Annotated in this window: 20 protein-coding genes; 12 read left to right on the top strand and 8 right to left on the bottom strand. The window is 72.5% G+C overall.

Annotated features, from left to right (window positions below; all coding sequences use genetic code 11):
* Position 1: 1 nt before the first annotated feature.
* On the bottom strand, positions 2–2,680 hold the full coding sequence (locus FB453_RS01720; RefSeq protein WP_145786998.1) for a LuxR family transcriptional regulator: 2,679 nt from the start codon (positions 2,678–2,680) through the stop codon (positions 2–4).
* Between the two features lie 195 nt (positions 2,681–2,875).
* On the opposite strand from FB453_RS01720, the gene FB453_RS01715 reads away from it, so the two are divergent.
* The 9 genes from FB453_RS01715 to rdgB all read left to right on the top strand — a co-directional run bounded on the left by FB453_RS01715 (position 2,876) and on the right by rdgB (position 9,797).
* A complete protein-coding gene (locus FB453_RS01715) occupies positions 2,876–4,426 on the top strand; it encodes a P-loop NTPase family protein (protein ID WP_145786997.1) in 1,551 nt (516 codons plus the stop codon).
* Positions 4,427–4,574: 148 nt separating this feature from the next.
* Positions 4,575–4,865, top strand: a complete 291-nt coding sequence (gene clpS, locus FB453_RS01710) for an ATP-dependent Clp protease adapter ClpS (RefSeq protein WP_088946433.1) — start codon at positions 4,575–4,577, stop codon at positions 4,863–4,865.
* The gene (locus FB453_RS01705) at positions 4,862–5,362 is read left to right on the top strand and encodes a DUF2017 domain-containing protein (protein ID WP_091393575.1); all 501 of its coding nucleotides are present in this window, start codon (positions 4,862–4,864) and stop codon (positions 5,360–5,362) included. Before clpS ends, FB453_RS01705 begins: the two co-directional genes overlap by 4 nt.
* A gap of 52 nt (positions 5,363–5,414) precedes the next feature.
* Entirely contained in the window at positions 5,415–5,903 is a 489-nt protein-coding gene (locus FB453_RS01700; RefSeq protein ID WP_030487200.1) for a M67 family metallopeptidase, read from the top strand.
* A gap of 65 nt (positions 5,904–5,968) precedes the next feature.
* Entirely contained in the window at positions 5,969–6,340 is a 372-nt protein-coding gene (locus tag FB453_RS01695; RefSeq protein ID WP_145786995.1) for a MoaD/ThiS family protein, read from the top strand.
* A gap of 11 nt (positions 6,341–6,351) precedes the next feature.
* Complete coding sequence (locus FB453_RS01690) at positions 6,352–7,317, top strand: PLP-dependent cysteine synthase family protein (RefSeq protein ID WP_112582229.1); 966 nt, start codon at positions 6,352–6,354, stop codon at positions 7,315–7,317.
* Between the two features lie 223 nt (positions 7,318–7,540).
* A complete protein-coding gene (locus FB453_RS01685) occupies positions 7,541–8,284 on the top strand; it encodes an MBL fold metallo-hydrolase (protein WP_030331266.1) in 744 nt (247 codons plus the stop codon).
* A gap of 120 nt (positions 8,285–8,404) precedes the next feature.
* On the top strand, positions 8,405–9,130 hold the full coding sequence (rph, locus tag FB453_RS01680) for a ribonuclease PH (RefSeq protein ID WP_091393564.1): 726 nt from the start codon (positions 8,405–8,407) through the stop codon (positions 9,128–9,130).
* Positions 9,131–9,179: 49 nt separating this feature from the next.
* A complete protein-coding gene (rdgB, locus tag FB453_RS01675) occupies positions 9,180–9,797 on the top strand; it encodes an RdgB/HAM1 family non-canonical purine NTP pyrophosphatase (RefSeq protein WP_091393561.1) in 618 nt (205 codons plus the stop codon).
* A gap of 62 nt (positions 9,798–9,859) precedes the next feature.
* Here rdgB and hutH read toward each other — a convergent pair whose 3' ends face one another.
* Genes hutH through FB453_RS01645 form a run of 6 tightly spaced genes read right to left on the bottom strand, consistent with a single transcriptional unit; the run spans position 9,860 to position 17,663 of the window.
* Positions 9,860–11,398 (bottom strand): histidine ammonia-lyase, encoded by a 1,539-nt coding sequence (gene hutH / locus FB453_RS01670; protein ID WP_145786993.1) that lies wholly within the window; start codon positions 11,396–11,398, stop codon positions 9,860–9,862.
* Positions 11,395–12,582 carry an imidazolonepropionase gene (hutI, locus tag FB453_RS01665; protein ID WP_145786991.1) on the bottom strand — a complete coding sequence of 396 codons (1,188 nt, stop codon included), beginning with the start codon at positions 12,580–12,582 and terminating at the stop codon, positions 11,395–11,397. Before hutI ends, hutH begins: the two co-directional genes overlap by 4 nt.
* Positions 12,579–13,946 (bottom strand): formimidoylglutamate deiminase, encoded by a 1,368-nt coding sequence (locus FB453_RS01660; protein WP_145786989.1) that lies wholly within the window; start codon positions 13,944–13,946, stop codon positions 12,579–12,581. Before FB453_RS01660 ends, hutI begins: the two co-directional genes overlap by 4 nt.
* Entirely contained in the window at positions 13,937–15,139 is a 1,203-nt protein-coding gene (locus tag FB453_RS01655) for an allantoate amidohydrolase (RefSeq protein ID WP_145786987.1), read from the bottom strand. The genes FB453_RS01660 and FB453_RS01655 overlap by 10 nt, the downstream gene beginning before the upstream one ends.
* Positions 15,136–16,794 (bottom strand): urocanate hydratase, encoded by a 1,659-nt coding sequence (hutU, locus tag FB453_RS01650; protein ID WP_145786985.1) that lies wholly within the window; start codon positions 16,792–16,794, stop codon positions 15,136–15,138. Before hutU ends, FB453_RS01655 begins: the two co-directional genes overlap by 4 nt.
* A gap of 17 nt (positions 16,795–16,811) precedes the next feature.
* The gene (locus tag FB453_RS01645; RefSeq protein WP_145786983.1) at positions 16,812–17,663 is read right to left on the bottom strand and encodes a MurR/RpiR family transcriptional regulator; all 852 of its coding nucleotides are present in this window, start codon (positions 17,661–17,663) and stop codon (positions 16,812–16,814) included.
* Between the two features lie 131 nt (positions 17,664–17,794).
* Here FB453_RS01645 and FB453_RS01640 point away from each other — a divergent pair, with 131 nt between their 5' ends.
* Both FB453_RS01640 and FB453_RS01635 read left to right on the top strand, forming a co-directional pair.
* Positions 17,795–19,399, top strand: coding sequence for a DUF6541 family protein (locus FB453_RS01640; RefSeq protein ID WP_145786981.1), 1,605 nt, complete (start codon positions 17,795–17,797; stop codon positions 19,397–19,399).
* Between the two features lie 90 nt (positions 19,400–19,489).
* On the top strand, positions 19,490–21,460 hold the full coding sequence (locus FB453_RS01635) for a trypsin-like peptidase domain-containing protein (protein ID WP_145786980.1): 1,971 nt from the start codon (positions 19,490–19,492) through the stop codon (positions 21,458–21,460).
* Here FB453_RS01635 and FB453_RS01630 read toward each other — a convergent pair.
* Positions 21,457–22,485 (bottom strand): acyltransferase family protein, encoded by a 1,029-nt coding sequence (locus FB453_RS01630; RefSeq protein ID WP_186717995.1) that lies wholly within the window; start codon positions 22,483–22,485, stop codon positions 21,457–21,459. The two genes, FB453_RS01635 and FB453_RS01630, sit on opposite strands and share 4 nt — an antisense overlap.
* Before the next feature lie 141 nt (positions 22,486–22,626).
* Here FB453_RS01630 and FB453_RS01625 point away from each other — a divergent pair, with 141 nt between their 5' ends.
* Positions 22,627–24,804, top strand: coding sequence for a sialate O-acetylesterase (locus FB453_RS01625; protein ID WP_186717993.1), 2,178 nt, complete (start codon positions 22,627–22,629; stop codon positions 24,802–24,804).

Raw genomic sequence — 24,804 nt, 5'->3', positions numbered from 1 at the left:
TTCAGCTCGGGTCGCCGCCGTCGTGGCCCGGGATCGAGCGCAACGCCGCCCACAGCTCGGCCCGGCCGGTGACGCCGAGCTTGGCGTAGATCCGCTGGAGGTGGTTCTCCACGGTGCGCGCCGAGAGGTAGAGCCGTTCGGCGATGGCCCGGCTGGGAGCGCCGTGCGCGGCGAGGCGCGCCACCTGCCACTCCCGCTCGGTGAGCACGGGCGCGCCCGCCTGGAGCGCCGGCGTCCGGATCAGGTCACAGCGTCCGAGCAACCCGGCGAGGCGCTCCCGGGCGTCGTTGGCGGCAGCCGAGTGCTGCCGGCGCAGCCGCTGGACGGCCTGGGAGGTGGCCTCGGCGGCGTACACGGTCAACTCCAGGGCGGCATAGTCGTCGGCGACCGCGAGCAGATCGGTGGGGGAGTCGGTCACCGCGGCGCGGGCGTGCCTGGCCAGCAGCGGCGGCAGCACCCCGTCGACCCGCTCGGAGAGCTCGGCGAGGCGCTGCGCGACGGTGCGCCGACCTCCGTCGGAGCAGGTGGGGCCGACCGCCATGCCCGCCTGGTCGAGTCGGACGAGGTCGTGCAGCACATGCACCTCGTGCCCGGCGAAGCCGTCCGAGCGCAGCCGATCCACCAGGTCACCGAGGTGTTTGACAGCGCCCGGCAGGTCGCCCGAGGCGGCGAGCGACGCGCCCCGGGCCTGCTCCAGCCACGGGTAGAGCACAGCCATGCCCGGCGAGTGGGTGCGGTCGGCTTCGGCCATCGCCGAAACCGCCTGCGCGGCGTCACCGCGCAGCGCCGCCGCCTGGGCGCGTTCGGCCTGAGCCAGACCGGCGTAGACCCGACTCGTGGCCAGCACCGCGCAGGCACCCAGGGAGGTCCGCAGGGCCGCGTCGCTCTGCCCGCGCAGCCGGGCCGCGTACGCCTGGAGGATGGCCAGGTAGCCGGTGCCGAGGCGGAAGTCGCCGGCTCCGGCGAGGTCGGCGAACTCGTCGGCCACGATCGCGTCGATCCCGGCCAGGTCGCCGGTGAGCATGAGCCGGGTGCCTCGGGCCAGTTCCAAGGCCAACTGGAGGTACGGCATGTCGGTGCGCCAGTTCGCCGCGGCCGAGTGCACCTGAGCGATCGCCGTACCGCTGCGGGTCAGCTCGCCCTGCGCGGCCTGGACGTACGCGATGGTGGAACGGGCCAGCTCGCGGGCGGCGACGCCGGCCGCCGGCCGGTCCAGTACCCGTCGGCTGAGCTGCACAGCTGTGGTCGTGTCCAGTCGGTGCAGACGCATGATCGCCTCGAAGGCGTGCACCCGGGACCGGTCGGCGGAGTCGCTGAGCTGCTCGACCCGGCTTGCGATCTCCTCCACCGTGGACTGCTGGGTCAGCCCCCAGTAGCTGACCATGCCGCGTACGGTCAGCCAGCGGCAGAGCCGCCGCTCGTCGCCGGGTTCGGGGGTGACCGCGTCGAGGACGTCGATCGCCTCGTCGGGCCGGTCGGCGAACATCAGAATGGTGGCCAGCAGCTCCGCCGCGTCGTAGCCGCCGTCGGCGTTCAGCGCGGCCCGCGCCAGGCGGGTCGCCAGCGGCACGTCGTAGCGGGTGAACGCCTGCACCGCTGCGTCCAGCAGCAGAGCCGGATCCTGTGCGGTGCCCGAGTCGAGTCGCCAGACGGCCACCCGCAACAGGTCGTCGCGTCGGCGTTTGCCGACCTGCTCAAGCAGCTCGGCGAGGTGTGCCTGGAGTCGGCGGGTGCGGCTGACCGGGCAGCGACGGCGCATCACCTCGCCGTAGAGCGGGTGCGCCAGCCGGACGTTGGTGCGCCGGTCGTGCTGGATGACGGTGATCAGCCCGCGTTCCTCGGCGGTCTCCACGTCCGACTGTTCGGCGGCCTGCCTCAGGAGGTGCAGGCCCAGTGGTTCGCCGAACGCGACCAGCTCGACGACCGCGCGGACGCCGTCGGTGAGCTTGCCGACGCGGGTGTCGATGAGGTCGGTCAGGTTGGGTGCCAGTTCCAGTCGCCCGGTCCACTTCCAGATCCCGTACGTGCGCTTCAACTCGGCGCTGCCGTTGGCGGCGTGCACCAGCTCGCGCAGCAGCAGCGGGTTGCCGGCCGACAGCCGGCCGAGCCGGTCGGCGGAGCCGGCGTCGACCGGGCCGCCCAGGATCGCCGCCAGGAGGTCGGTTGTCTCCTCCTGCGGCATCGGGGTCAGCTCGACGTGCTCGACCAGGTCGTCGGTCCAGAGTGCGCGGATCGGCAGCGGAATCTGCTCGCCGTCGCGCAGGGTGCCGACCACTGTGGCGTTCTCGGCGCGGGCGACCAGATGCACAAGTGCGGCCGAGGGTGGATCGAGCAGGTGGGCATCGTCGATGGCGAGCACGATCCGACGGCCGGCCGCCTGCTGTTGCAGCACGTTGAGCGCCCAGCGCAGGATGCCGGCGGGGGAGAGGCCCTGGGGCTGCTCGGCGGGGAGGACCTGGACCAGCCCGCCGAACGGCAGCGCCGCGGTGGTGGCGCTGGCGGCGATGGACCAGATCGCGAACCGGTCGGTGGGCAACGCGCCCACGCCCTCGCGCAGCAGCCGACTCTTGCCGATGCCAGCGCTGCCGCTGAAGAAGAGCCCGCGGCCGGCCTCACCGGTCACCGCCTCCAGCAGGCGGTTGAGCTCACCCGTGCGGCCGACGAACTCCCATCGACTCATTCGCGCAGCATATCGACCGGAATCCGTCCGCGCCCGCACCGTCACGGTGCGAAGTTGAGTATTCGCACAATTACCCGTGAGTATTCGAGGTGTTCCGCCCGGTCGCCAGCCCGCCCGTAGTCTTCGGAACATCCGGGTTGACGCACCGGAATTTTCGCGACCGCACCCACGGTCACCTGCAACGGGAGGCACCTGATGAAGCAGGGCCCTCTCCCCTCGGTCGATTCGCCGGACGACATGACCGGCCCAACCGACCTACCCATCTGCGGCCCCCTCCCCACCCGGGTCGGCGTGTCCGGCGCCGCCCCGGACGAGCCGCTCGGTGTAGTCGCCGTCGGCCCGGCCGGTGCCGAGCGGCGTGCCGTGCTCGCCACCCTGCTCGAGCTCGACCCGGTCATGCTCACCGTGCCGGCGGGCAGCTGGTTGGTGGTGCGCGACGCCAAGGTGGCCACCCGCGCGGCGTTCGTGCCCGGTTACCGCCAGCCGCACTCGTACGGCGCGGACCGGGACGCCGCCGGTCCGGCGTTGGCCCGCCCACCCCGGCGGGTCGAGCTGAGCGTGCCCCAGCCGCTGCTGCGGCACTTCACCCTGGTCGACGTTCCGGACACCGCCACCCTCGGCGTGTCCGGCACCCGGGTGCTGCTCGAAGCGGCGGGCCGAGCCGGCGCGCTGCTCTTCGTGATCGCCGCCGACCAGGCCTTCACAGCCGCCGAGTTGAACCTGCTCGCCGAAGTCGCCCCGACCTCGGTGGAGGTCGTCTTCGCGGTCACTCCCGGCGCGGCGGGGTGGGCTCCGCTGACCGACGGCACGGCGACTACGGAGGGCGCGGGGGCGTCCGTCCCGCCGGTCGGGGGTGCGGAGACCGAGGTGGACGCGGTCGCGGTGACGGTGGAGGCACATCGGGCGGCACTCCTGGCCGCGGTGCCGGCGCTGGCCGGCGCGCGGTGGTTCCCGGTCGACGGGGCCGACACCGCCGCCGACCTGCGGCGGGCGCTGGTGGGTTGGGCGTCGCGTGAGGGGTTGCAGCGGGCCAGCGTCGACCCACCGGTTCTACCGGGCCAGCAGGGCCGCGTCGCCGTGGCCGCCGATCCGGGTGACTGGTCCGAGCGGCTCGACCGCCACGCCCGCTCGTGTGCTCAGAGGATCCGCCAGCACCTCGCCCTGGAGTTGGCGAACATCCACCTTCGGGCCGTTCAGGAGATCGTGTTCGGAGTCGGCTGTGCCGGCCTACCGGATCTCCTCGACCGGGAGATGGCGGCGTTGTCGTTGTTGGCCACCGCGCAGTGCGATCAGGCGGTGCGCGGCATCATGACCGACGTCGCGTCCCAGGTGCTCGGCGCGCCGCCGGCCGAAGGTGTGCGCCGCCGGATCGCCGCCGCGGTGCAGTACGGCCTGGCCGATCACCGGCCCGGCCACGAACTGGACAAGGTGCTGTTGATCACCAGCACGGCTGGCGTGGCCGAGTTGACCGGCCTGGAGGCGATCGACGCCGCCGCCAGCTATCCGGTGGCGTCCCGGGACGAGGTGCTCCCGCCCATCGCGGTGGCGCTCTCCGGCGGGTGCTGGCAGCAGTGGCGTACGCCCGGCACCGGCGACCACAGCGCGGCGCGGGCCTGGTCCCAACGGGCGGTGCGCGAGGTCGAGTTGGGGTTGTCCAGGGAGATCTCCCGACGGTTCGAGGTGATCCGCCTCTCGCTGGGCGTGGTGCTCTCCGATGCAGTCGATCACGGCATTCTGCTCGCCTGACGGCGCGCCCACCGGTTGGTCCGGGTCCGGGCCGGACCCCACCTCCGATGGCGGCCGGGGCGGGTCGGGAGGGCCTGGGGTGGGTGATCCGCGCCGGGCCGGCGTTCCGGTTCCTCGGTTCCGGGAAACCGGTGGCACGATGGGGGGCATGGCGGCTCCGCAGGTTGCACCGGTCGAGACGCCGGACACTGACGAGGTGCCGGCGTCCGACCGGCAGTGGGTGACGATCGTGTGGGACGACCCGGTCAATCTGATGACGTACGTGACCTGGGTCTTCCAGAAGCTTTTCGGCTACAGCCGGGAGAGGGCCGAACAGCTGATGCTGGACGTGCACCACAAGGGTCGTGCCGTGGTTTCCACCGGTGCCCGCGAACGGATGGAGCACGACGCGTCGCAGCTGCACGCGTACGGGCTGTGGGCGACGGTGGACAGATCATGAGCATGTTCCATCGCCAGGCCGGTCACTACGTCGCAGTCTTCGCCGTCGACGAGGTGCGGGTGCTGCGCAAGGTCGCCTCCGAGGTGGTGGGTCTGCTCACCGATGGTTTCGACCACACCGACCCGGTGGTCGGTCGGCTCTTTCCGGCGGTCTACCCACAGGACGCTCCGGGCACCGCCGAGTTCCGCCGCTACACCGAGGGCGACCTGAAGACCGCGAAGATCGATCAGGCGGGGGCGATCCTGGCCGCGTTGCCGGACGACGCCGGTGGCGAGGTGCGGCTGGACGCCGAGGCCGCCGAGGCGTGGTTGCGGGCACTGAACGACGCCCGGCTCGCGATGGGCGTCCGCCTGGAGATCAAGGACGGCACGGATCTGGGCGAGGAGTTGGACGACGCGGTCGCTGAGGACCCGGGTTCCAGCCGGGTGTTCCAGCTTTCGGTCTACGCCTATCTCGGGTATCTACAGGAATCGCTGCTCAACGCCTTGATCGACTAGGGGTGACCGGCACCACTTCGGCCCGTGCCCGGCAGGCGTTAGGCTGGTGCACGTGCTGAGCATCGACCGGTCGATCATTGACGCGATCGTCGCCCACGCGCGCCGGGATCACCCTGACGAGGCGTGCGGCGTGGTCGCCGGTCCCGTCGGCAGCGACACCCCGACCCGGCACATCCCGATGGACAATGCCGCGCGGTCGATGACCTTCTACGAGTTCGACTCGATGGAGCACCTGCGCGTGTGGCGGGAGATGGACGACCGGGACGAGGAGCCCGTCGTCATCTACCACTCGCACACCGCCACCGAGGCGTACCCGTCGCGGACGGATGTCTCCTTCGCCGGTGAGCCGGGGGCGCACTACCTGCTCGTGTCGACTCGTGAGCCCGACTCGGAGGAGATCCGGTCGTTCCGGATCGTCGACGGCGTGGTCACCGAGGAGCCGGTCCGTGTCGTGGAGGCCGGTGTCGACCCGCACGCCGTCCAGTCCTACATGTTCGGGCAGAGCCCGGCGACGGTCGATTACGAGTGTTCCGGCCGCTGACCTGTCAGCGCCGCAGCCGTCTCGTCCCGTCACCGTAGGCACACCCGATCGAGGAGTTCCACATCATGGCTATTGAGGTTCGCATCCCCACCATCCTGCGCAGCTACACCGGCGGCGCCAAGGTCGTCGACGGCACCGGCGACACGCTCGCCGATCTCCTCACCGACCTGGATTCCCGGCACGGCGGTCTGCGTGGCCGGCTGATCACCGACGCGGGCACGCTGCACCGCTTCGTCAACGTCTACGTGAACGACGAGGACGTCCGCTTCCTCGGCGCGCTCGACGCGAAGCTCTCCGACGGCGACAGCGTCACCATCCTGCCTGCGGTGGCCGGCGGCGCGTTCGGCTTCGCCGCCGCAGCGGCGATCAGCTCGCACAGCATCAGCTCGCAGGGTGCCGCCGCCGCGGTGGCCCGCGACGCCGTCGCGGCTCGCTGAGGTCGGCCGCCATGGCGCGGTACGACAGCCTGCTCGACGCCTGCGGGGGTACGCCGCTGGTCGGCCTGCCCCGACTCTCCCCGACGGTGCCCGACGGTGCCCCTCCGGTGCGGCTCTGGGCCAAGCTGGAGGACCGCAACCCCACCGGCAGCATCAAGGACCGCGCGGCGCTGTTCATGGTCCGGGCGGCGGAGGAGGCTGGCCGGCTCCGCACGGGTGACACCATCCTCGAGCCGACGAGTGGCAACACCGGCATCTCGTTGGCGATGGTGGCGAAGCTGCGCGGCTACCGGCTTGTCTGCGTGATGCCGGAGAACGTCTCCACCGAGCGGGTGCAGCTGCTCCGGATGTACGGGGCTGAGATCATCTTCTCGCCGGCGGCGGGTGGTTCCAACCAGGCGGTCGCCACGGCGAAGCAGATCGCCGTCGAGCACCCCGACTGGGTGATGCTCTACCAGTACGGCAACGAGGCGAACGCGCGGGCGCACTACGAGACGACCGGGCCGGAGCTGCTGCACGACCTGCCCAGCATCACGCACTTCGTGGCCGGGCTGGGCACCACCGGCACCCTGATGGGCACCGGGCGTTACCTGCGGGAAAAGGTCGAGGGCATTCAGATCGTGGCCGCCGAGCCGCGCTACGGCGAGTTGGTCTACGGCCTGCGCAACATCGACGAGGGGTACGTTCCGGAGCTCTACGACGCCTCGGTGCTCTCCCGGCGGTTCTCGGTCGGCACCCGGGACGCGGTGTTGCGCACCCGCCAGCTCGTGGACGTGGAGGGCATCTTCGCCGGGTTCTCCACCGGTGCGATTCTGCACGCCGCGCTGGCGGTGGCGCACGAGGCGGTGCGCGACGGCCGGCGGGCCGATGTGGCCTTCGTGGTCTGCGACGGCGGGTGGAAGTACCTGTCCACCGGCGCGTACGGCGGCACCCTCGCCGATGCCGAGGACGCCCTGGACGGGCAGCTCTGGGCCTGACCGATCTGGTCTGCCGACTACGGGCCGTCGACATTCGTCGACGGCCCGTGCGCTTCCCGACGTACCGCGAGCGGGTGTCACGTTCGTGACAACTTCCGTTGGATGATTCTTGCTGCCGGGTGCGCCAGCGTAGGCTGCGCAGCGTGGCGTACGCGTCGGTAGAGATCATGGCCGGAACCATCGCCGGCGCGGTTGCTACTGATAGTGACAGCGAGACCACTCGATGCGACTGACCGTTCTGGGAAGCGCCGGCAGCTTCCCTGGCCCCGAGTCGCCCTGCTCGGCCTACCTCGTCGAGGCCGACGGCTTCCGGCTCCTGGTCGACTTCGGCTCGGGGTCGCTGTCCAGCCTCCAGCGGTACGCCGGGTTGCACGCCCCGGACGCCATCCTGCTGACCCACCTGCACTGTGACCACATGTTCGACGCCGTGCTGTACGTGGTGGTGCGCCGGTACGCCCCGGACGGCCCCTACCCGGCGCTGCCGGTGTACGCACCAGCCGGCGCACCGGACCGGCTCAGCGCCGCGTACGGCGACGACGGTTCGGTGGAGGACGTGTACCAGTTCTACGCGCTCCAGCCGGGCACCTTCCCGATCGGCCCGTTCGCCGTCACCGTCGACCGGGTCAACCACCCCGTCGAGACGTACGGTGTGCGGCTGGAGCACGACGGCCGTTCGCTGTGCTACTCGTCGGACACCGCGCCCTGTGAGGCGCTGCTGCGGCTGGCCCAGAACGCCGACGTGTTCCTCTGCGAGGCCAGTTACCTCGACGGCATGGACAATCCGCCGGATCTGCACCTGACCGGTCGGGAGGCCGGCGAGGCGGCGACCAAGGCCGCGGTGGGTCGGCTGCTGCTCACCCACCTGGTGCCCGCCTGGGGCAGCGAGGCGCACACGTTGGAGTCGGCCGCTTCCGCGTACACCGGGCCGCTCGAGGTGGTCCGGCCCGGCGCCAGCTACGACGTCTGACGCGGCACGCGCGGTTCGCGAGGCCCGGCGGCGGTCGCCGGGTTCGTCGGTGTGCACGGCGCGGACGTTCTCCGGGGCACCCCGAGCGAGGTGGATCGCCGCACCGCATAGGGTGCAGGGATGGCGCGACCTGACGGGCGAGGGCCCTCTCAACTTCGACCGGTGACCCTGACCCGAGGCTGGAGCACCCATCCGGAGGGCTCGGTGCTCGTCGAGTTCGGCGGCACCCGGGTGCTCTGCACGGCGAGCGTCACCGAGGGGGTGCCCCGCTGGCGCAAGGGCTCCGGGCTCGGCTGGGTGACCGCCGAGTACGCGATGCTGCCCCGGGCCACCAACACCCGCTCAGACCGGGAGAGCGTCAAGGGCCGGGTCGGTGGCCGTACCCACGAGATCTCCCGGTTGATCGGCCGTAGTCTGCGGGCCAGCATCGACCTCAAGGCGCTCGGCGAGAACTCGATAGTGCTCGACTGCGACGTGCTCCAGGCCGACGGAGGCACCCGCACCGCCGCGATCACCGGCGCGTACGTCGCCCTGCACGACGCGGTGGGCTGGCTTGCCGCCCGCAAGTCGTTGGCCGGCAAGCCGGAGAAGGTGATGCACCGCTCGGTGGCCGCGGTCAGCGTGGGGGTCATCGCCGGGGAGGCCCGGCTCGACCTCTGTTACGAGGAGGATGTCGCCGCCGAGGTGGACATGAACGTGGTGTGCACCGGTGCTGGCGACTTCGTCGAGGTGCAGGGCACCGGTGAGGCGGGCGTGTTCGCCCGCGACCAGCTCGACGCCCTGCTCGACCTGGCCGTCGCCGGCTGCGCCGAGTTGGCCGAAGCCCAGCGGAAGGCCCTCGCGTGAGCGCGAGGAAGCTTGCGAGCCCCGCAGTCGCGAACAAAGGTGTCTCAGCATGAACAAGGTCCTGCTCGCCACCCGTAACCGCAAGAAGCTGGTCGAGCTGCAGCGGATCCTGGACGGCGCGCTCGGCGCGCACCGAATCGCCCTGCTCGGGCTGGACGACGTCGAGCAGTACGCGGAGCTGCCGGAGACCGGCCTGACCTTCGGCGAGAACGCGCTGATCAAGGCGCGGGAGGGCTGCCGGCAGAGTGGGCTGCCGACCATCGCCGACGACTCCGGGCTCGCTGTCGACGCGCTCAACGGCATGCCGGGAGTGTTCAGCGCCCGCTGGTCCGGCCAGCACGGCGACGACCGGGCCAACCTTCAGCTGGTGCTGGACCAGATCGCCGACGTCCCGGACGAGCAGCGGGCCGCCTCGTTCGTCTGCACCGTCGCGTTGGTGCTGCCCGGCGGCAAGGAGCACCTCGTCGACGGCCGGCAGTCCGGGCGGGTGCTGCGTGCGCCGCGCGGCGACGGCGGGTTCGGCTACGACCCGATCTTCCTGGGCGACGGACAGGACCGGACCAACGCCGAGCTGACCCCGGCGGAGAAGGACGCCATCAGTCACCGGGGCAAGGCGCTGCGCGAGCTGGCCAAACTGATCGCCAAGGTGCTGCCGCCCGCCGCCTGACGGACGCGAGGTGCTGCCGCCCGCCGCCTGACCCGCGGCGGACGACAGCGACCCGCCGGAGACTAGCCCAGCGGGCCAACCTCCCGTTCGATGGCGGCGCGCAAGTCCGGCCCGGCGACGACGGCACGGGCCGCCTCCATCACCGGGGCGAGGAACACGTCCGGGCCGGGCTCGCCGGCTGCCGCACCGAGCGCGGCGACGGCCGCCCGGCCGGCCGGGGACGGCTCCAGCGGGGCGCGCAACTGGAGGCCGCGCACGCCGGCCAGCAGCTCCACGGCGAGCAGGCTGGTCAGGTTGTCCAGCACGGTACGCAGCTTCTTGGCCGCCGCCCAGCCCATCGAGACGTGGTCCTCCTGCATTCCGCTGGTGGGCAGCGAGTCCACCGAGGCGGGGGCGGCCAGTCGACGGTTCTCGGCGACGATCCCGGCCGCCGTGTACTGGGCGATCATCAGCCCGGAGTTGACCCCGGCGTCGGGGGAGAGGAATGCCGGCAGCTCCCGGGAGCGGGTGACGTCGAGCAGCCGGTCGACCCGCCGCTCGGCGATCGCGCCCACCTCGGCGGCGGCGATGGCGAGGAAGTCCGCGGCGAAGCCGAGCGGTGCGCCGTGGAAGTTACCTGTCGACTCGACCCGGCCGTCCGGCAGCACCACCGGGTTGTCCACCACTGACACCAGCTCCCGGCCGGCGACGGTGCGGACGAAGTCCAGTGTGTCGCGGGCCGCGCCGGCCACCTGCGGCGCGCAGCGCATCGAGTACGCGTCCTGCACGGCGTGCGCCAGGTCGTCGCGGTGCGAGTCCATCACCCGGGAGTCCTGCAACAGGCGGTGGATGTTCGCCGCCGACGCCGCCTGACCGGGGTGTGGCCGGATCGCGTGCAGCTCGGGCAGGAACGGCCGCTCCGAGCCGAGCATCGCCTCGATGGCCAGCGCTGCCGTCACGTCGGCCATGGCGAACAGGTGCGCCGCGTCGTGGATGGCCAGCAGCAGCATGCCGAGCATGCCGTCGGTGCCGTTGATCAGCGCCAGCCCCTCCTTGGCGGCCAGCTCGATCGGCTTGAGCCCGGCGGCGGTCAACGCGTCGGCCGCGTCCTGCCGCTCACCGGCCGGGCCGAGCACCCAGCCCTCGCCGAGCAGCACCAGCGCGCAGTGCGCCAGCGGCGCCAGGTCACCGGAGGCGCCCAGCGAGCCGTGCTCCGGCACCCAGGGGGTGATGTCGTGGTTGAGCAGGTCGACCAGGGCCTCCGCGACCAGCGGCCGGACCCCGGAACGGCCCAGGGCGAGGGACCGGACCCGCAGCAGCATCATGGCCCGGACCACCTCGCGCGGCATCGGGGCGCCCACCCCGGCGGCGTGCGAACGGATCAGCGCGTGTTGCAGCTCGGCCCGCCGTTCCGGGGCGATGAAGGTGTTGGCCAACGCGCCGAACCCGGTGGAGACCCCGTAGACGGGACGGCCCGACGACTCGATGCCGTCCACGATGGCCCGGCTGGTCGCCATCGCGTCGATGGTGGCCGGGGCGAGGACGACAGTGGCGGCGCCGCGGGCCACCGCGAGCACGTCGTCGGCGGTGATCCCGGTGGGCTGGATGGTCACGTGCGTCATTGCGGTGCTCCGTTGCGTATTACCTGGCGGATCAGGGGGACACCGGGCCGGTAGGCCAGGTGCAGGTACGACGGCGCGTCGAGGACGACGAGGTCGGCCCGCGCGCCGGGGGTGAGGACACCGATGTCGTCGCGGCGCAGCGCCCGCGCGCCACCGGCGGTGGCGGCCCAGACCGCCTCCGCCGGGGTCATCCGCATCTCGCGGACCGCGAGGGCCACGCAGAACGGCATCGACGAGGTGTACGACGAGCCGGGGTTGCAGTCCGTCGCCAGCGCCACTGTGACACCGGCGTCGAGCAGCCGGCGGGCGTCCGGGTACGGCGAGCGGGTGGAGAACTCAGCGCCGGGCAGCAGGGTCGCCACCGTGCGGGTGCCCGACCCGTCGCTGTGGGCCGTGTCGGCCAGCGCGGCCACGTCGGCGTCGCTCAGGTGGGTGCAGTGGTCGACGCTGGCCGCGTCCAGCTCCACGCCCAGCTGTACCCCCGGGCCGGGGCCCAGTTGGTTGGCGTGCAGCCGTACGCCCAGCCCGGCCGCCCGACCGCAGGCCAGGATGGCGCGGGCGTGGTCCACGTCGAAGGCGCCCCGCTCGCAGAACACGTCGATCCACTTCGCGTACGGAGCGGCGGCGGCCAGCATCGGCCCGCAGACCAACCCCACGTAGTCGTCGGGGCGGTCCGCGTACTCGGCGGGCACCACGTGCGCGCCCAGGAAGGTGGTCTCGGTGCTGGTCTCGGCGGCGATCCGCAGCGAGCGGGCCTCGTCGGCGACGGTCAGGCCGTACCCACTCTTGATCTCCATGGTCGTGGTGCCCTGGCGCAGAGCCTCCCCGCGCAGCCGGCGCACTGTGGCACGCAGCTCGTCGTCGGTGGCGGTGCGGGTCGCGCCGACAGTGGTCCGGATGCCGCCGCCGGTGTAGGGCTGACCGGCCATCCGGGCGGCGAACTCGGCGGCTCGATCTCCGGCGAAGACCAGGTGGGCGTGGCTGTCCACGAAACCGGGCAGCACGGCGGCACCGCCGGCGTCGACGTGATGGTCGGCGGCCGGCGCGTACGCGGATGGCCCGACCCAGACCACCCGGCCCTCCTCGACCAGCACTGCGGCGTTGCGGCGGATGCCGAGAGGGCCCTCGCCGGCACCGTTGGTGACCAGCTCCCCGATGTTGTCGACCAGCAGGCTGCCGCTCATGCGGGCGTCACCGCCTCGATCGCGGACGACAGTTCGGCCGGCACGTCCACGGTCAGGTGTCGGCCCTCGGCCACCGCCACCCGGCCGTCCACCACTACCTGCTCGACGTCCGCCGCGCTGGCGGCGAAGAACGCGCCCACCGGTGGCACCCCGGCGGTGCGGGCGCTGTCCAGGCGTACCGTCACCAGGTCGGCTCGGGAGCCCACCGCGATCCTCCCGGCGTCGGCCCAGCCCAGCGCGGCGTGCCCGGCGACGCTGGCCGCGTTCAGCAGGTCGAGCGGCGCGAAGTGACCACGCCGGCGGGTACGCAGCCGCTCGTCCAGCTCGACCGCCCGGGCCTCCTCGAACAGGTCGATCACGGCGTGGCTGTCGCTGCCGAGGCTCAATCGGATGCCCGCGTCGGCCATCCGGCGGGCCGGGCCGATGCCGTCGGCGAGGTCCCGCTCGGTGGTCGGGCAGAGACACACAGCGGTCCGGCTGTCGGCGAGCAGTGACAGGTCCGCGCTGGTGGGGTGCGTGGCGTGGACGGCGGTGGTGTGCGGCCCGAGTACGCCGTGCTCGGCTAGCAGCGCGGTGGGCGTGCGCCCGTGCACGGCTCGGCACTCGTCGTTCTCGGCGGGCTGCTCGGAGAGGTGCACGTGCAGCGGCGCCTGCCGCTCCCGGGCCCAGTCGGCGACAGTGCGCAACTGATCGGCCGGGACGGCCCGTACCGAGTGCACGGCCGCGCCGACCCGGGCGTGCGGGTCCGACGGCTGGAACGCGGCGGCCCGCTCGGCCCAGCGGGCCGCGTCGCCGTCGCCGAACCGGCGTTGCGGCCCGGCGAGGGGCCGACCGTCCACGCCGGAGGTCAGGTAGCAGGCGTCCAGCAATGTGAGCCGGATCCCGGCGTGCGCGGCGGCCTCGACCAGCGCCGCGCCCATCGCGTTCGGGTCGTCGTAGGCGCCGCCGTCCGGTCGGTGGTGCAGGTAGTGGAACTCGCCCACGCAGGTGATCCCGGCGAGCGCCATCTCGGCGTAGACGGCCCGGGCCAGGGCGAGGTAGGTGTCCGGGTCCAGCCGGTCCGCGACGGCGTACATCTGGTCCCGCCAGGTCCAGAAGTCACCCCGCCCACCGTGGGTGCGCCCGCGCAGCGCCCGATGGAAGGCGTGCGAGTGCACATTGGACAGGCCCGGCAGGGTGAGGCCGGGCAGCGGCACCGCGTCGGCGTACACCTCGACCCCGGCCGGTGGCCTGCTGCCGGGGGTCAGCGGTGTCAGCGCCGTGATCCGGCCGCCTTCGACCTCGATCAGCACGTCGGGCGTGGGTTCGGCGTGCTCGGGCAGCCAGGCGTACTCGGCGAGCCAGCGGGTCGGTGTCACCGGCATGTCAGCTCCTCCAGCACCCGGGCCAGCGCCCGGACCCCGGCCGCGCAGTCGTCGTCCGTGGCGGCCTCGGCGGGGGAGTGCGAGACACCGGTCGGGTTGCGCACGAAGAGCATCGCGGTGGGCAGGTGCGCGGCGAGCACCCCGGCGTCGTGCCCCGCCCCGGTGGGCAGCACCGGTGCGTCGAGCAGGGTGGCCAGCCGTTTGGCCAGCCCGCCGTCGAAGGCGACCACCGGGGTGGCCGACTCCTCGGTGACGGTCACCGTCGTACCGTCGCGGCGGGCCCGCTCGGCGAGCTTGCCGCGTACCGCGTCGACCAGCCCGGTCAGCGTCTCCGGGTCGGCCGCCCGGGCGTCCAGCCAGCCGGTCACCTTCGAGGGGATCGCGTTTGTGGCGTTGGGTTCGACGGCGACCCGGCCCACCGTGGCGTGCGCGCCGCGCAGCCGGGCCTCCTTGTTGGCCGCCAGCACCGTGAACGCGTAGGTCAGCATCGGGTCGCGGCGGTCAGCCATCCGGGTGGTGCCCGCGTGGTTGCCCTCGCCGACGACGTCGAAGCGCCACCGGCCGTGCGGCCAGATCGCGCTGGCCACCGCGACCGGCGCGTCCGTGTCGACGAGCGCGCGGCCCTGTTCGACGTGCAACTCCACGAAGGCGCCGAACCGGCCCAGCAACTCCGGGCGGGCGCCCGCCGGCCGGTCGCCGAGCGCCTCGGCGAAGCTCACCCCGCCAGCATCGCGCAGGCCGGCAGCGCGTTCGGCCGACAGCGCCCCGGTGAGCAGCCGCGACCCCAGACACGGTACGCCGAAGCGCGCTCCCTCCTCCTCGACGAAGGCGCCCAGCACCAGCGGCCGGCCGGGGGTGACGCCCGCGGCGCGCAGCTCGTCCACGGCGAGGAACGCGCTCACGATGCCGAGCGGCCCGTCGTACGCTCCGCCGTGCGGCACCGAGTCGAAGTGGCTGCCGGTGAGCACCGCGTCGGACGCTCCCGGGTCACCCCAGTGAGCGAAGAGGTTGCCGTTGCCGTCCTCGGTGACCGGCATGGCACGGCGCTCGGCCTGCGCCCGGAACCAGGCGCGCAGCTCCCGCTCCGGCTCGGTCAACGCGTACCGCAGATAGCCGCCGCTGTCGGCGTCCCGCCCGACCGGCGCGATCTCGTCCCACAGGGCCCGGAACCGGGCGGAAAGGTCGTCGGTCACGCGGGTTCGCCCTCGGTCATCGGGACCCGGACCCCGGTGTGGTCGGCGACCTCGCGGGCGCTCTCGTAGCCGGCGTCGACGTGCCGGATGACGCCCATCGCCGGGTCGTTGGTGAGCACCCGCTCGATCTTCTGACCGGCGAGGGCGGTGCCGTCGGCCACGCACACCTGCCCGGCGTGGATCGACCGGCCGATGCCCACCCCGCCGCCGTGGTGAATGGACACCCAGGAAGCCCCGCTGGCCGTGTTGACCAGGGCGTTGAGCAGCGGCCAGTCGGCGATGGCGTCGGAGCCGTCGGCCATCCCCTCGGTCTCCCGGTACGGGCTCGCGACGCTGCCGGTGTCCAGGTGGTCCCGGCCGATCACCACCGGGGCGGAGAGTTCGCCGGAGGCGACCATGTCGTTGAACCGCACGCCCGCCCTGTCCCGTTCGCCCTGACCGAGCCAGCAGATCCGGGCCGGCAGGCCCTGGAAGGCGACCCGCTCACCGGCCAGCTTGATCCAGCGGGCCAGCGACTCGTTCTCCGGGAACAGGTCGAGGATGGCCCGGTCGGTGGCCGCGATGTCGGCCGGGTCACCGGAGAGCGCCGCCCACCGGAACGGGCCCCTGCCCTCACAGAACAACGGCCGGATGTACGCGGGAACGAAGCCCGGGAAGTCGAAGGCGCGTTGGTAGCCGCCGAGCTGCGCCTCACCCCGGATCGAGTTGCCGTAGTCGAACACCTCTGCGCCGGCGTCGAGGAAGCCGACCATCGCCTCGACGTGCTTCGCCATCGACGCGCGGGCCCGGTCGGTGAACTCGGCCGGCTTCGCGGCGGCGTAGTCCCGGGCCTCAGCCAGCTCCACCCCCACCGGCAGGTACGCCAGTGGGTCGTGCGCGCTGGTCTGGTCGGTCACGATGTCGATCTCGACGCCCCGGTTCAGCAGCTCCGGGAAGACCTCGGCAGCGTTGCCGACCACTCCCACGCTCAGGGCCCGGCGCTCCCGCTTCGCGGCGCGGACCCGAGCGATCGCGTCGTCCAGGGAGTCGGCGACCTCATCCAGGTAGCGGTCGTGCACCCGACGGTCGAGCCGGGTGCGGTCCACGTCCACGATCAGGCAGACGCCGCCGTTCATGGTGACCGCGAGTGGCTGCGCGCCGCCCATTCCGCCGCAGCCGGCGGTCAGCGTCAGCGTGCCGGCGAGGGTGCTGTCGAACCTCTTGGCGGCCACCGCCGCGAACGTCTCGTAGGTGCCCTGGAGGATGCCCTGGGTGCCGATGTAGATCCACGAGCCGGCCGTCATCTGCCCGTACATGGTCAGGCCGAGCTGTTCGAGGCGGCGGAACTCCGGCCAGGTCGCCCAGTCCCCGACCAGGTTCGAGTTGGCCAGCAGCACCCGGGGCGCCCACTCGTGGGTGCGCATCACCCCGACCGGGCGGCCCGACTGCACCAGCATCGTCTCGTCCTCGCGCAGGTCGGTCAGCGTGCGGACCAACGCGTGGTACGACGGCCAGTCCCGCGCAGCCTTGCCGGTGCCGCCGTAGACCACCAGGTCGTCGGGGCGTTCGGCCACCTCGGGGTCGAGGTTGTTCATCAACATCCGCAGGGCGCCCTCCTGCTGCCACCCGCGGGTGGTGAGCTGGCTGCCCCGTGCGGCACGAATGGGTTGGGTCATCTCTGGTTCTCCTCCGGTCAACCGAGGAACAACTGTCGGCGGGCCGCGGAGGCTTCGAACGCCTCCAGTCGGCGCTGGGTGTCGGCCGGCGCGGCGTCGCAGATCGCCTGCAACAGCACCATGGCCAGGGTCATCGGGGCGGTGTGCAGGTCGAAGACGAGCTGCGCGCCGACCGCGGCGGCGAGCACCACGTCGGCGTGCTCGGTGGCCGGGCTGACCGGCGAGTCGGTGATCGCCACCACTGTCAACCCGGCGTGGCGGGCGTCGCGCAGCGCGTCCAGGGTTTCCCGGGGGTAGCGGGGCAGCACGAAGGCCAGAACGGCGGACGCCCCGGCCTCGGCCGCCTGCTCCAGGCGGTCGGTGAGCAGGCTGCCGCCGTCGTCGAGGACCCGTACGTCCGGGTGCACCTTCGCAGCGAAGTAGGCGAAGTACGCGGCCAGCGGCGCGGCGGCGCGTAGGCCGAGCACCGGCAGTGGGCGACTCCCGGCGAGCAACCGCCCGGTCTCGGCGATCCGGTCCCGGTCGGCGAGCTGACCGGCCAGTCGGTCCAGGTTGCCCATCTCCGCACGTACCGCCTGCTGGAGTTCGTTTCCGCCGTCCGTCGATCCGCCCGGAGTCGAGCCGGTGAGGTCCCGCAGCCGGCGGCGCAGCGCCGGGTAACCGTCGTGGCCGAGCGCGACGGCGAACCGGGTGACCGACGGCTGACTCACGCCGGCCAGTTCGGCGACCTCGGCGGCGGACAGGTACGCCACGCCGGGGGCGTGCTGCACCAGACAGTGCGCGATTCGCCGCTGGGTGGGGGTGAGCCGCACCCCTTGGAACAGGTCGAGCACCCGGTCAGCGGGTGCCGCGACAGCTCCTTCATTCATGAGCTGACTCTATGCATAGAAACTTTCATAGACAACCACCTCGGGTCACCCCCGCCCCCCGCTCAGCCGTCACGACTCGTAACATGCGGGCGTCCAGCGCGAGCAGGATCGCGCCAGCGAGAAGGAGCGTCGTGGTCGCAGTCGAGGACGCCCCGCCCATTCGCGTCACTCCGCCGGCACCCGCCCGGCGCGTCCGGGCGACGGTCGGTGAGGCCGCGCCGATCATCGCTCTGATCGGGGCCTTCCTCGTCGTCAACGACATCCGGTCATGGCTGACAGCCCAGTACTGGGGTGACGAGGCGTGGGTCGCGCTCTCGGTCCGTTTCCCCCTTGCCGACCTGCCGGTGACGACCTCGTCGAGCCCGATCGGTTGGAGTTTCCTGCTCCGACTGGTCCCGGACGTCGACCACCTCCGGGTCGTACCCCTGGGCTTCCAACTGCTGACAGTTGTCGCGGCCTACCTTCTGGGCCGATCCTTGGCGTCCGAGCGCGCTCAGGGCATCCTCGTCGGCGTCGTCGCCGGGCTCACCGTCCTGCTCCTGCCGGTCCAGCAGACCCGCCACGACCTGAAGCAGTACACGGCGGACGCCGCCGTGGCGGTCTGCCTGCTCGCCCTGGCCACCTGGACGGAACGCTCCTGGTCTCGGCGGCGACTCGCGGTGATGGTGGCCGCGGTGGGCCTGGGCATGCTGCTGAGTCACACCACCGCCATCGTCGCGGTCTGCGTCCTCGGCGGGCTGCTGGTCTCCGTCGCCGTGCGCCGGGAGTGGGCGAGGACTGTCGAGGCGACCGTCGCCGGCTTGGTCGCCGGCGCGCTCGTCGCTGCCGTCTATTTCGGAGTGTCCGCCCGGGGCAACAGCGACGCCATGCGGGACTACTGGGACGCCTTCCTGCCGAGCGTCTCCGAACTGCCCGCACACCTCGTGCGGCAGATCAAGGCACTGTCGCCGATGCTCGGCGCACCCGTGCCGATCCTTGCCGTCCTCCTCGTGCTCGGTGTCCTCACACTGTTCCGACGCGGACACGCGGCCCCGGCAATCGCCGTCCTCCTGCTGCCGGTGGCGGCCATCGGGCTGGGCGTCGCGGGGATCTACCCCCTGCTCGACCCGCGCACGTCCCACTTCCTGATCGTGGTGGCGGGCCTGGTGGTCGGCGTCGGCATCGTCGGTCTGGCCGACCTGACCGTCGTCCTGGTCCGCCGCGGGCTGCCCCGGCCACCACAGGGCGTGGTGGCCGCCGTGACCTGCGCCGTCCTGCTCGCCAGCTTCACCGCCGTCAACCACCGCTGGTACCGCCTGGACGGCGACGAACCCGGTGTCTGGCGGGCACACCAGGCCATCACCGACATCGGATCGTCGACCCGGTACGTCGCGGCGCACAAGGGGCCACACGACCTCGTCGTGGTCAGCGGGCCAGCCTGGTTCGGGTTCACGCTCTACTCCGACCAGGACCCGCTGGAGCTGGTCGCGCCGGTCACCGGCACCGTCGGTTGGACAGTCACCATGCCCACCCGCGGCGATGTGATCCTCCCGAAAGCCGCCGATACGCCGTCCATCAAGGACGCCCTCGACGAGATTCTGGCCCAGGCCGCGAAACAGCCGCCCGGCACCCGGGTCTGGCTGGTCCGCGCGTACACCCACCCGAGTGAGCCGGTGTGGCAGGCGGCGCTCGCCGACTATCGCGTGCAACGCGTCACGTCCGGACCGGAGCCAGTGGTCGTGATCAGCAAGAGGTGACGGCGGTATCGAGCTGACGGGTGACCGCCGGGCGACTGACTGTGGCACCGGTCGGTACCATGCGCCTGGCGGTCGAGCGGAGGAGTTGGCATGCAGCCGGAAGGCCCCTACAGGTTCACCCACTTGCTGGGCGGTTCACCAGTGGGCAAGGCCTGGGCCGCCATCGACGAGCAGGGCCGGTTCGTGAGCGTGGCCGTGCTGGACGCGACGGTTGCCGCCGCCCCCGGTTGGCGGAAGGCGTTCGCCGAGGTCGCGAACACGCTCGCCCAGTCGCCCGACGGCCCCCCGATCACGTACGCCGACTTCTCGGCAGCCGCGCCCTGGGTGGCGTACGCCGCCGAGGCCGGACCCGCCCCGGAGAAGCTGTTCCGCGCGCTCGGCGTGGAGTACCAACCGGTGCCCGCCGCACCCCGACCCGTCTCCGCCCCTCCCCAGCCGGTGTCCGGCGTGCCGCAGCCCGTCTCTGGCGTGCCGCAGCCCGTCTCCGGTGTGCCGCAACCCGTGTCGGGCGTGCCGCAGCCGGTCGTCGACATGCCGCACGCCCCGTGGGCGGTGCAGTCGGCCGCGATCCCGAACCAGCCGCCAGCCCATCCCGTCTCGGCCGCGCCGGCGTCGAGCGCACCCGCCTCGCCCGCCGGGCCGGCCGGCCACGACGTCGCCCCGGTACCGGCCACCGTGTCGGGCCCACCGGCCGACGTGCCCCCGTTCGACCCGTACGCCGCCCCGGTACGACGGATCAAGCCCTCGGCCCCGCCCAAGCGGCGTACCGGCCTCTGGGCCGGTGTGGCCGCGCTGGCCCTGGTGGCCGTGGTCGGTGGCGGCGCCGGCATCTACGCCCTCAGCTCGGAGGAGCCCGGCGAGCCGGAGACCCCGCCGACCGCCACCTCCAGCGGCTTCCCCGCCGCGACCCCGCTCGCCCCCGGCCTCAAGCCCTGGGCACAGGCCGCCCTGCGCAGCCCCGAGGAGCGGGCACTGGCCGTCGCCGGGCCGTCCATGGTCTTCGTGGAGGTCATGTTCACCGGGTACGTCCGCAACAAGGCCGATGGCGCCCTGCTGAACAAGGCGCCGGTGACCTTCAGCCGACGCTGTAGCGGTGTGGTCGTCCAACACGAGGGGCACGTCCTCACCAACAGCCAATGCGTGCAGCCCACCCCGGACGTCCTGGTCGGTAGCGCCCTGAACGCCGTGGCCAATCGGCTCGTCGCCGAGGGCAGCCTGCAAGCCAAGGACACCAGCACCTACACCCGCAGCCGGCTGAACACCTCGATCCTCACCGGCGCGAATGCCGCCGATCAGCCGGAGTCCCGGCTCTACGGGCAACTCAACATCGCCAAGGGCGAGGTGACGGACAGCCCGGCGATTCCCGGCACCGTCGTCCGGGCCCTCCCGATCGAGGCGGGAAACGTCGCCCTGGTCAAGCTGGAGCAGAAGAACCTACCCACTGCGGAGCTGAACACGTCGGCCAGCATCAGCCCGGAGACGTCACTGCTCGTCCTGGGCTACGGCACCACCGACACCAGTTTCCGCGCCGCCACCTACACCGTGCTGTCCAAGTCGGTGACCGTGACCGGGGTCGACACCTCGACACCACTGAACCCGTACCGGATCAACGAGGATCTCGGGCTCTATTCGCGGGGCGGGATCGCCATCGACCCGAGCGGCCGGGTCGTCGGGATGCTCGACAACGACGTGCTGCGGCCCGACAAGGCGAACCGCCTCGTCGTGCCGGTCTCCACCATGACCGCCCTCCTTCAAGCCGGCGGCGTCGCCAACACGCTCGGCAAGGCCGACAACCAGTACCGCAGCGGCCTCGACGCGTACTTCGCCGGAGACGAGTCGACAGCCATCGCCCGGTTCGACGAGGCCGCGCGGAACTCCCCGACCAACCTGCTGGCCCAGTCGTATCGACAGGCGGCCGTCGACAGCCGGGGGTCCGGCGACGACTCAGGCGGGTCGAGCTGGGCCGTGCCGGTGATCGCCGCGGCCGGAGGCGCGCTCGCGGTGGCCATCGTGGTGGCGGTGGCGATGCTCCTGGCGCGGCGGCGCAACAGCCGTTTCTAGTGCGTCTGGGGGGCGCCCGGCCGAGGCGCCACGCGGCTGGCGGCCCGCGCGGAACCGCCGATCCGGGTGCCGGTCAACCACGGGCCCAGCGGCGTGCTGATGACGATCCACGCGAACACCCACGGGACCACGAGAGCGGCGACCAGGTCGACCACCCGGCCGGCCCTCGGCGTTTGCAGGACCCACAGAATGCCCGCGTGACTGAGCACGACGGCGATGCCGCAGCCGGCCAGTCGACCGATCACCCGCGACGCCCGTACGCCGATGCGCAGGTCGAGCTCCTCGGCGAGCCGGATGAGGCCGACGCTGATCAGGATCGCGGTCAGCACCCCCAGCACCGGGGAGCCGAAGTCGCCGGCCTTGAGGTCCAGGTCCCGGTTGAGGCCGAGGAGCACGAACCCCACGCCGATCGAGAGTGACGCCGCACCGGCACGGGCCGGGAGGCGTGGCCGCATCCGGCGCAGCAGCCGCCCGGCCAGCACGAAGACCAGGCACGCCGGGACCAGGAAGAGCCCGAGTGGGCCGGCCGTGACGACGCTGGGCGCGAGGTACGCGGTGACCAGGCCGACCACCGCGACCGCCCAGGCGACAGCGGCGGGAAACCGCTCCAACCACCGGAACGCGACCGCCGCGATGAAGAGCACCGAGACGAACCAGAAGGCCGAGAACGGTCGTACGGCAGCCGTGCCGCCGTAGAGCGCGTCACCGAGAGTCCCCGGCGCGACCTGGCCCGTCGCGGCGTCCGCGGCGAGCAGTGCCGCTACCAGGATGAGGAACCACACCACGTAGGGCACGCCCAGGCTCGTCCACCGCTTGCGCAGCTCCCCACCGAGGGGTCGGCCGGGCGACCAGAAGTAGCCGGTCAGGACGAAGAACACGGGAACATGCCAGGTGTAGATGGACGCCCGGGTCACTGTGTCGCTCCAGACGTGGCCCACGACAACCGCGGCGATTCCGACGATCCGGAGGAGGTCGACACCGGCGGAGCGGTTACCCGCCACCGGTGTCGTGCTCGTTGCGGCCATGGCGGGCATCATTTCAGACAGTGGGACCGACCTACGCCCCGGATCGGCTCCGGTTCGGCCGGAGGTCGTGCCGGCGTCGAGGGGTACGGCGCATCGCCTAATCTGGGCACGACACGCTGCCCACACTGTGGAGGTTCCCGGGTGTTCCGTCCCCACCCTCCGTGGGCCCGCCTCCAGTCGGTGCCCCGGCCGGCCTGGATCGGCTTCGGGGTGGTCGTCCTGCTCCTGGCGGCCGTCCCCGTGTTCGGCTTGTCGCCGTCGAAGTCCGGTGCGCCGGACGCGGCCTGGTCGGCGGCCGACGCGGACACCCCGCCCCCCACCGCGCCCATAGACGGCACCGCCTGCGCCGCGAACGCGCACGGTATGGCCGGCTTCACCCCCGTCAGCGCCCTCGACCTGCCCGAGCGGAACGACCCCAAGCGGCCCATGGCTCTCTCGTTCGACCGGGCCGGCGTGGTTGCCGGCGGGTTCGACCGGATCGGCTACTGCCTGGAGTTGACCGGCCCGACCGGTACGCAGTGGGTGTGGACCGCGATGTCGCCGTTCACCACCGATGCTCGGCGCCTCGGCCTGCCGACCCGGGCCGGTCAGATCGTCCGGCAACGGATCGCCGATCTGGAGGTCGCCACCAACGCGCCGGGCCTGGCCACCGGCACCGGTCTCACGGGCTATCTGGAGATGTGGCCGAACAAGTACGGGCCAGCCAGCTCCGGCCAGATCCCCGGTGCCGCCACCGACCGATACGACGCCGACGACGACGTGTACTCCCCGATCGGGTATGGCTCCTTCCAGGTGCACGCGGTCGCGGCCACCCGCCCGGCGCCGGCGGCCCCGCAGACGGTTCTCGCTGTCAACGGCTTCACCTCGGACGACCAGCCGCTGTCGGTGGGCATCGGGACCGCCCCCGCCGGTCAGCCCGACTGGACGGCCGCCGGTAACGCCGGCACGTACATCCAACGTCGCCTGACGGTCTACGCCCGCGCGTCGGTGCTCACCGTCGGCCAGCACCCTCGGGATCGGCAGCTGTACCCCCGGGACGCCGCCGGCGGTGCGGTCGTGCCGGTGGCCGGCAAGGCGACCGATCCGCGGGTCCGCGCCGTACGCCTCAAGGTCGTCAGCGGGGCTGACGGCTGGGACGAGACGGTGCCGGTCGGGGCCGGCGGTGAGTTCGCGTTCCGGCAGCGGATCGCCGCAGCGCTTCGGGAGTACCGATTCGAGTTGCACGTGCTCGGCGATGGCGTCGCCCGGCGGGCCGCCCTGTGGGAGGGCGTGGTGTCCGGCGACGTGTACGTCATCCAGGGCCAGTCCAACGCGGTGGCGGCCAGTCACCTGGGCTCGTCGATCGGCGAGGAGTCCCCGTACGTCCGCAGTTTCGGCTCGACGACCGGGGACCGGGTCCTCTCCGGCGCGGACCGTACCTGGAACTACGCCGTCTCGGGTACCGTCCGGCAGCCCGGCTCGGTCGGCCAGTGGGGGATTCGCGCGGCCCACCGACTCATGGACACCTACCAGGTGCCGGTAGCCGTGATCAACGGCGCGGAGAGCAGCAAGGTCGTGTCGTTCTTCCAACGCAACGACCGCAGTCCCGGCGACCTGCGCACCAACTACGGCCGCCTGCGGCAGAGACTCACCGCCGCCAACGTCATCGGCGAGGTCCGGGCGGTGTTCTGGTACCAGGGCGAGGCCGACAACAACGACGCCGCCGGGCACGTCGCCGGGTTCACCGCGCTGTTGACCGACTGGCGTCGGGAGGTGGGCTTCCGGGTCGACGGTGGCACCCGGTACTACGTCGTCCAGGTCGGCAGCTCACCGTGCGGCAACACCTCCGGCGGCCCGCTGCGGGAGGCCCAGCGACGGATGGCCGACACCCTGAAGGTGACCGTGCTGTCGACAACGGCCCTGTCGGGCCGGGAGGGTTGCCACTTCGCCTGGGAACGGGGCTACCGCGAGTTGGGCGACCAGGCGTTCGCCGTGGCGGCCCGGGACATCCACCGCGGCCCCGGCGAGGGCGTGGCGGCCCCGAACCCCCGGTCGGCCGCCTTCACCGATGCCCGGCGTACCGAGGTGATCGTCCTGCTCCGCAACCCGGACCCGCTGACCGTGCAGGCCGGCGCGGGCACCGACTTCACCATCGACGGCAGCACCGCCACCGTCACCGGCGTCGAATACCGCGAGGGAGGGCGGCTCGTGCTGAGCCTGTCCGGCCCGGCCGACGGCGCAGCCCGGCTGAGTTACCGGGGCGATGCCGGGCCCTGGTGTGTGAACGCCACCGGGGCCGGTCTGCTGGCCTTCCAGGGGCTTCCGATAGCCGGCGGGTAG

The organism is Micromonospora sp. CNZ322, assembly GCF_007827755.1.
This window is presented reverse-complemented; position numbering and strand designations above follow the sequence as displayed.

What these genes read in the sequence shown, in the direction of transcription:
- hutU (WP_145786985.1), bottom strand. Translation starts at nt 16,794, where the DNA reads ATGACCCAACCCATTCGTGCCGCACGGGGCAGCCAGCTCACCACCCGC.
- FB453_RS01630 (WP_186717995.1), bottom strand. Translation starts at nt 22,485, where the DNA reads ATGGCCGCAACGAGCACGACACCGGTGGCGGGTAACCGCTCCGCCGGT.
- rdgB (WP_091393561.1), top strand. Translation starts at nt 9,180, where the DNA reads ATGAACAAGGTCCTGCTCGCCACCCGTAACCGCAAGAAGCTGGTCGAG.
- rph (WP_091393564.1), top strand. Translation starts at nt 8,405, where the DNA reads ATGGCGCGACCTGACGGGCGAGGGCCCTCTCAACTTCGACCGGTGACC.
- FB453_RS01705 (WP_091393575.1), top strand. Translation starts at nt 4,862, where the DNA reads ATGAGCATGTTCCATCGCCAGGCCGGTCACTACGTCGCAGTCTTCGCC.
- hutH (WP_145786993.1), bottom strand. Translation starts at nt 11,398, where the DNA reads ATGACGCACGTGACCATCCAGCCCACCGGGATCACCGCCGACGACGTG.
- FB453_RS01685 (WP_030331266.1), top strand. Translation starts at nt 7,541, where the DNA reads ATGCGACTGACCGTTCTGGGAAGCGCCGGCAGCTTCCCTGGCCCCGAG.
- hutI (WP_145786991.1), bottom strand. Translation starts at nt 12,582, where the DNA reads ATGAGCGGCAGCCTGCTGGTCGACAACATCGGGGAGCTGGTCACCAAC.
- FB453_RS01715 (WP_145786997.1), top strand. Translation starts at nt 2,876, where the DNA reads ATGAAGCAGGGCCCTCTCCCCTCGGTCGATTCGCCGGACGACATGACC.
- FB453_RS01690 (WP_112582229.1), top strand. Translation starts at nt 6,352, where the DNA reads ATGGCGCGGTACGACAGCCTGCTCGACGCCTGCGGGGGTACGCCGCTG.
- FB453_RS01660 (WP_145786989.1), bottom strand. Translation starts at nt 13,946, where the DNA reads ATGCCGGTGACACCGACCCGCTGGCTCGCCGAGTACGCCTGGCTGCCC.
- FB453_RS01695 (WP_145786995.1), top strand. Translation starts at nt 5,969, where the DNA reads ATGGCTATTGAGGTTCGCATCCCCACCATCCTGCGCAGCTACACCGGC.
- FB453_RS01645 (WP_145786983.1), bottom strand. Translation starts at nt 17,663, where the DNA reads ATGAATGAAGGAGCTGTCGCGGCACCCGCTGACCGGGTGCTCGACCTG.
- FB453_RS01635 (WP_145786980.1), top strand. Translation starts at nt 19,490, where the DNA reads ATGCAGCCGGAAGGCCCCTACAGGTTCACCCACTTGCTGGGCGGTTCA.
- FB453_RS01720 (WP_145786998.1), bottom strand. Translation starts at nt 2,680, where the DNA reads ATGAGTCGATGGGAGTTCGTCGGCCGCACGGGTGAGCTCAACCGCCTG.
- clpS (WP_088946433.1), top strand. Translation starts at nt 4,575, where the DNA reads ATGGCGGCTCCGCAGGTTGCACCGGTCGAGACGCCGGACACTGACGAG.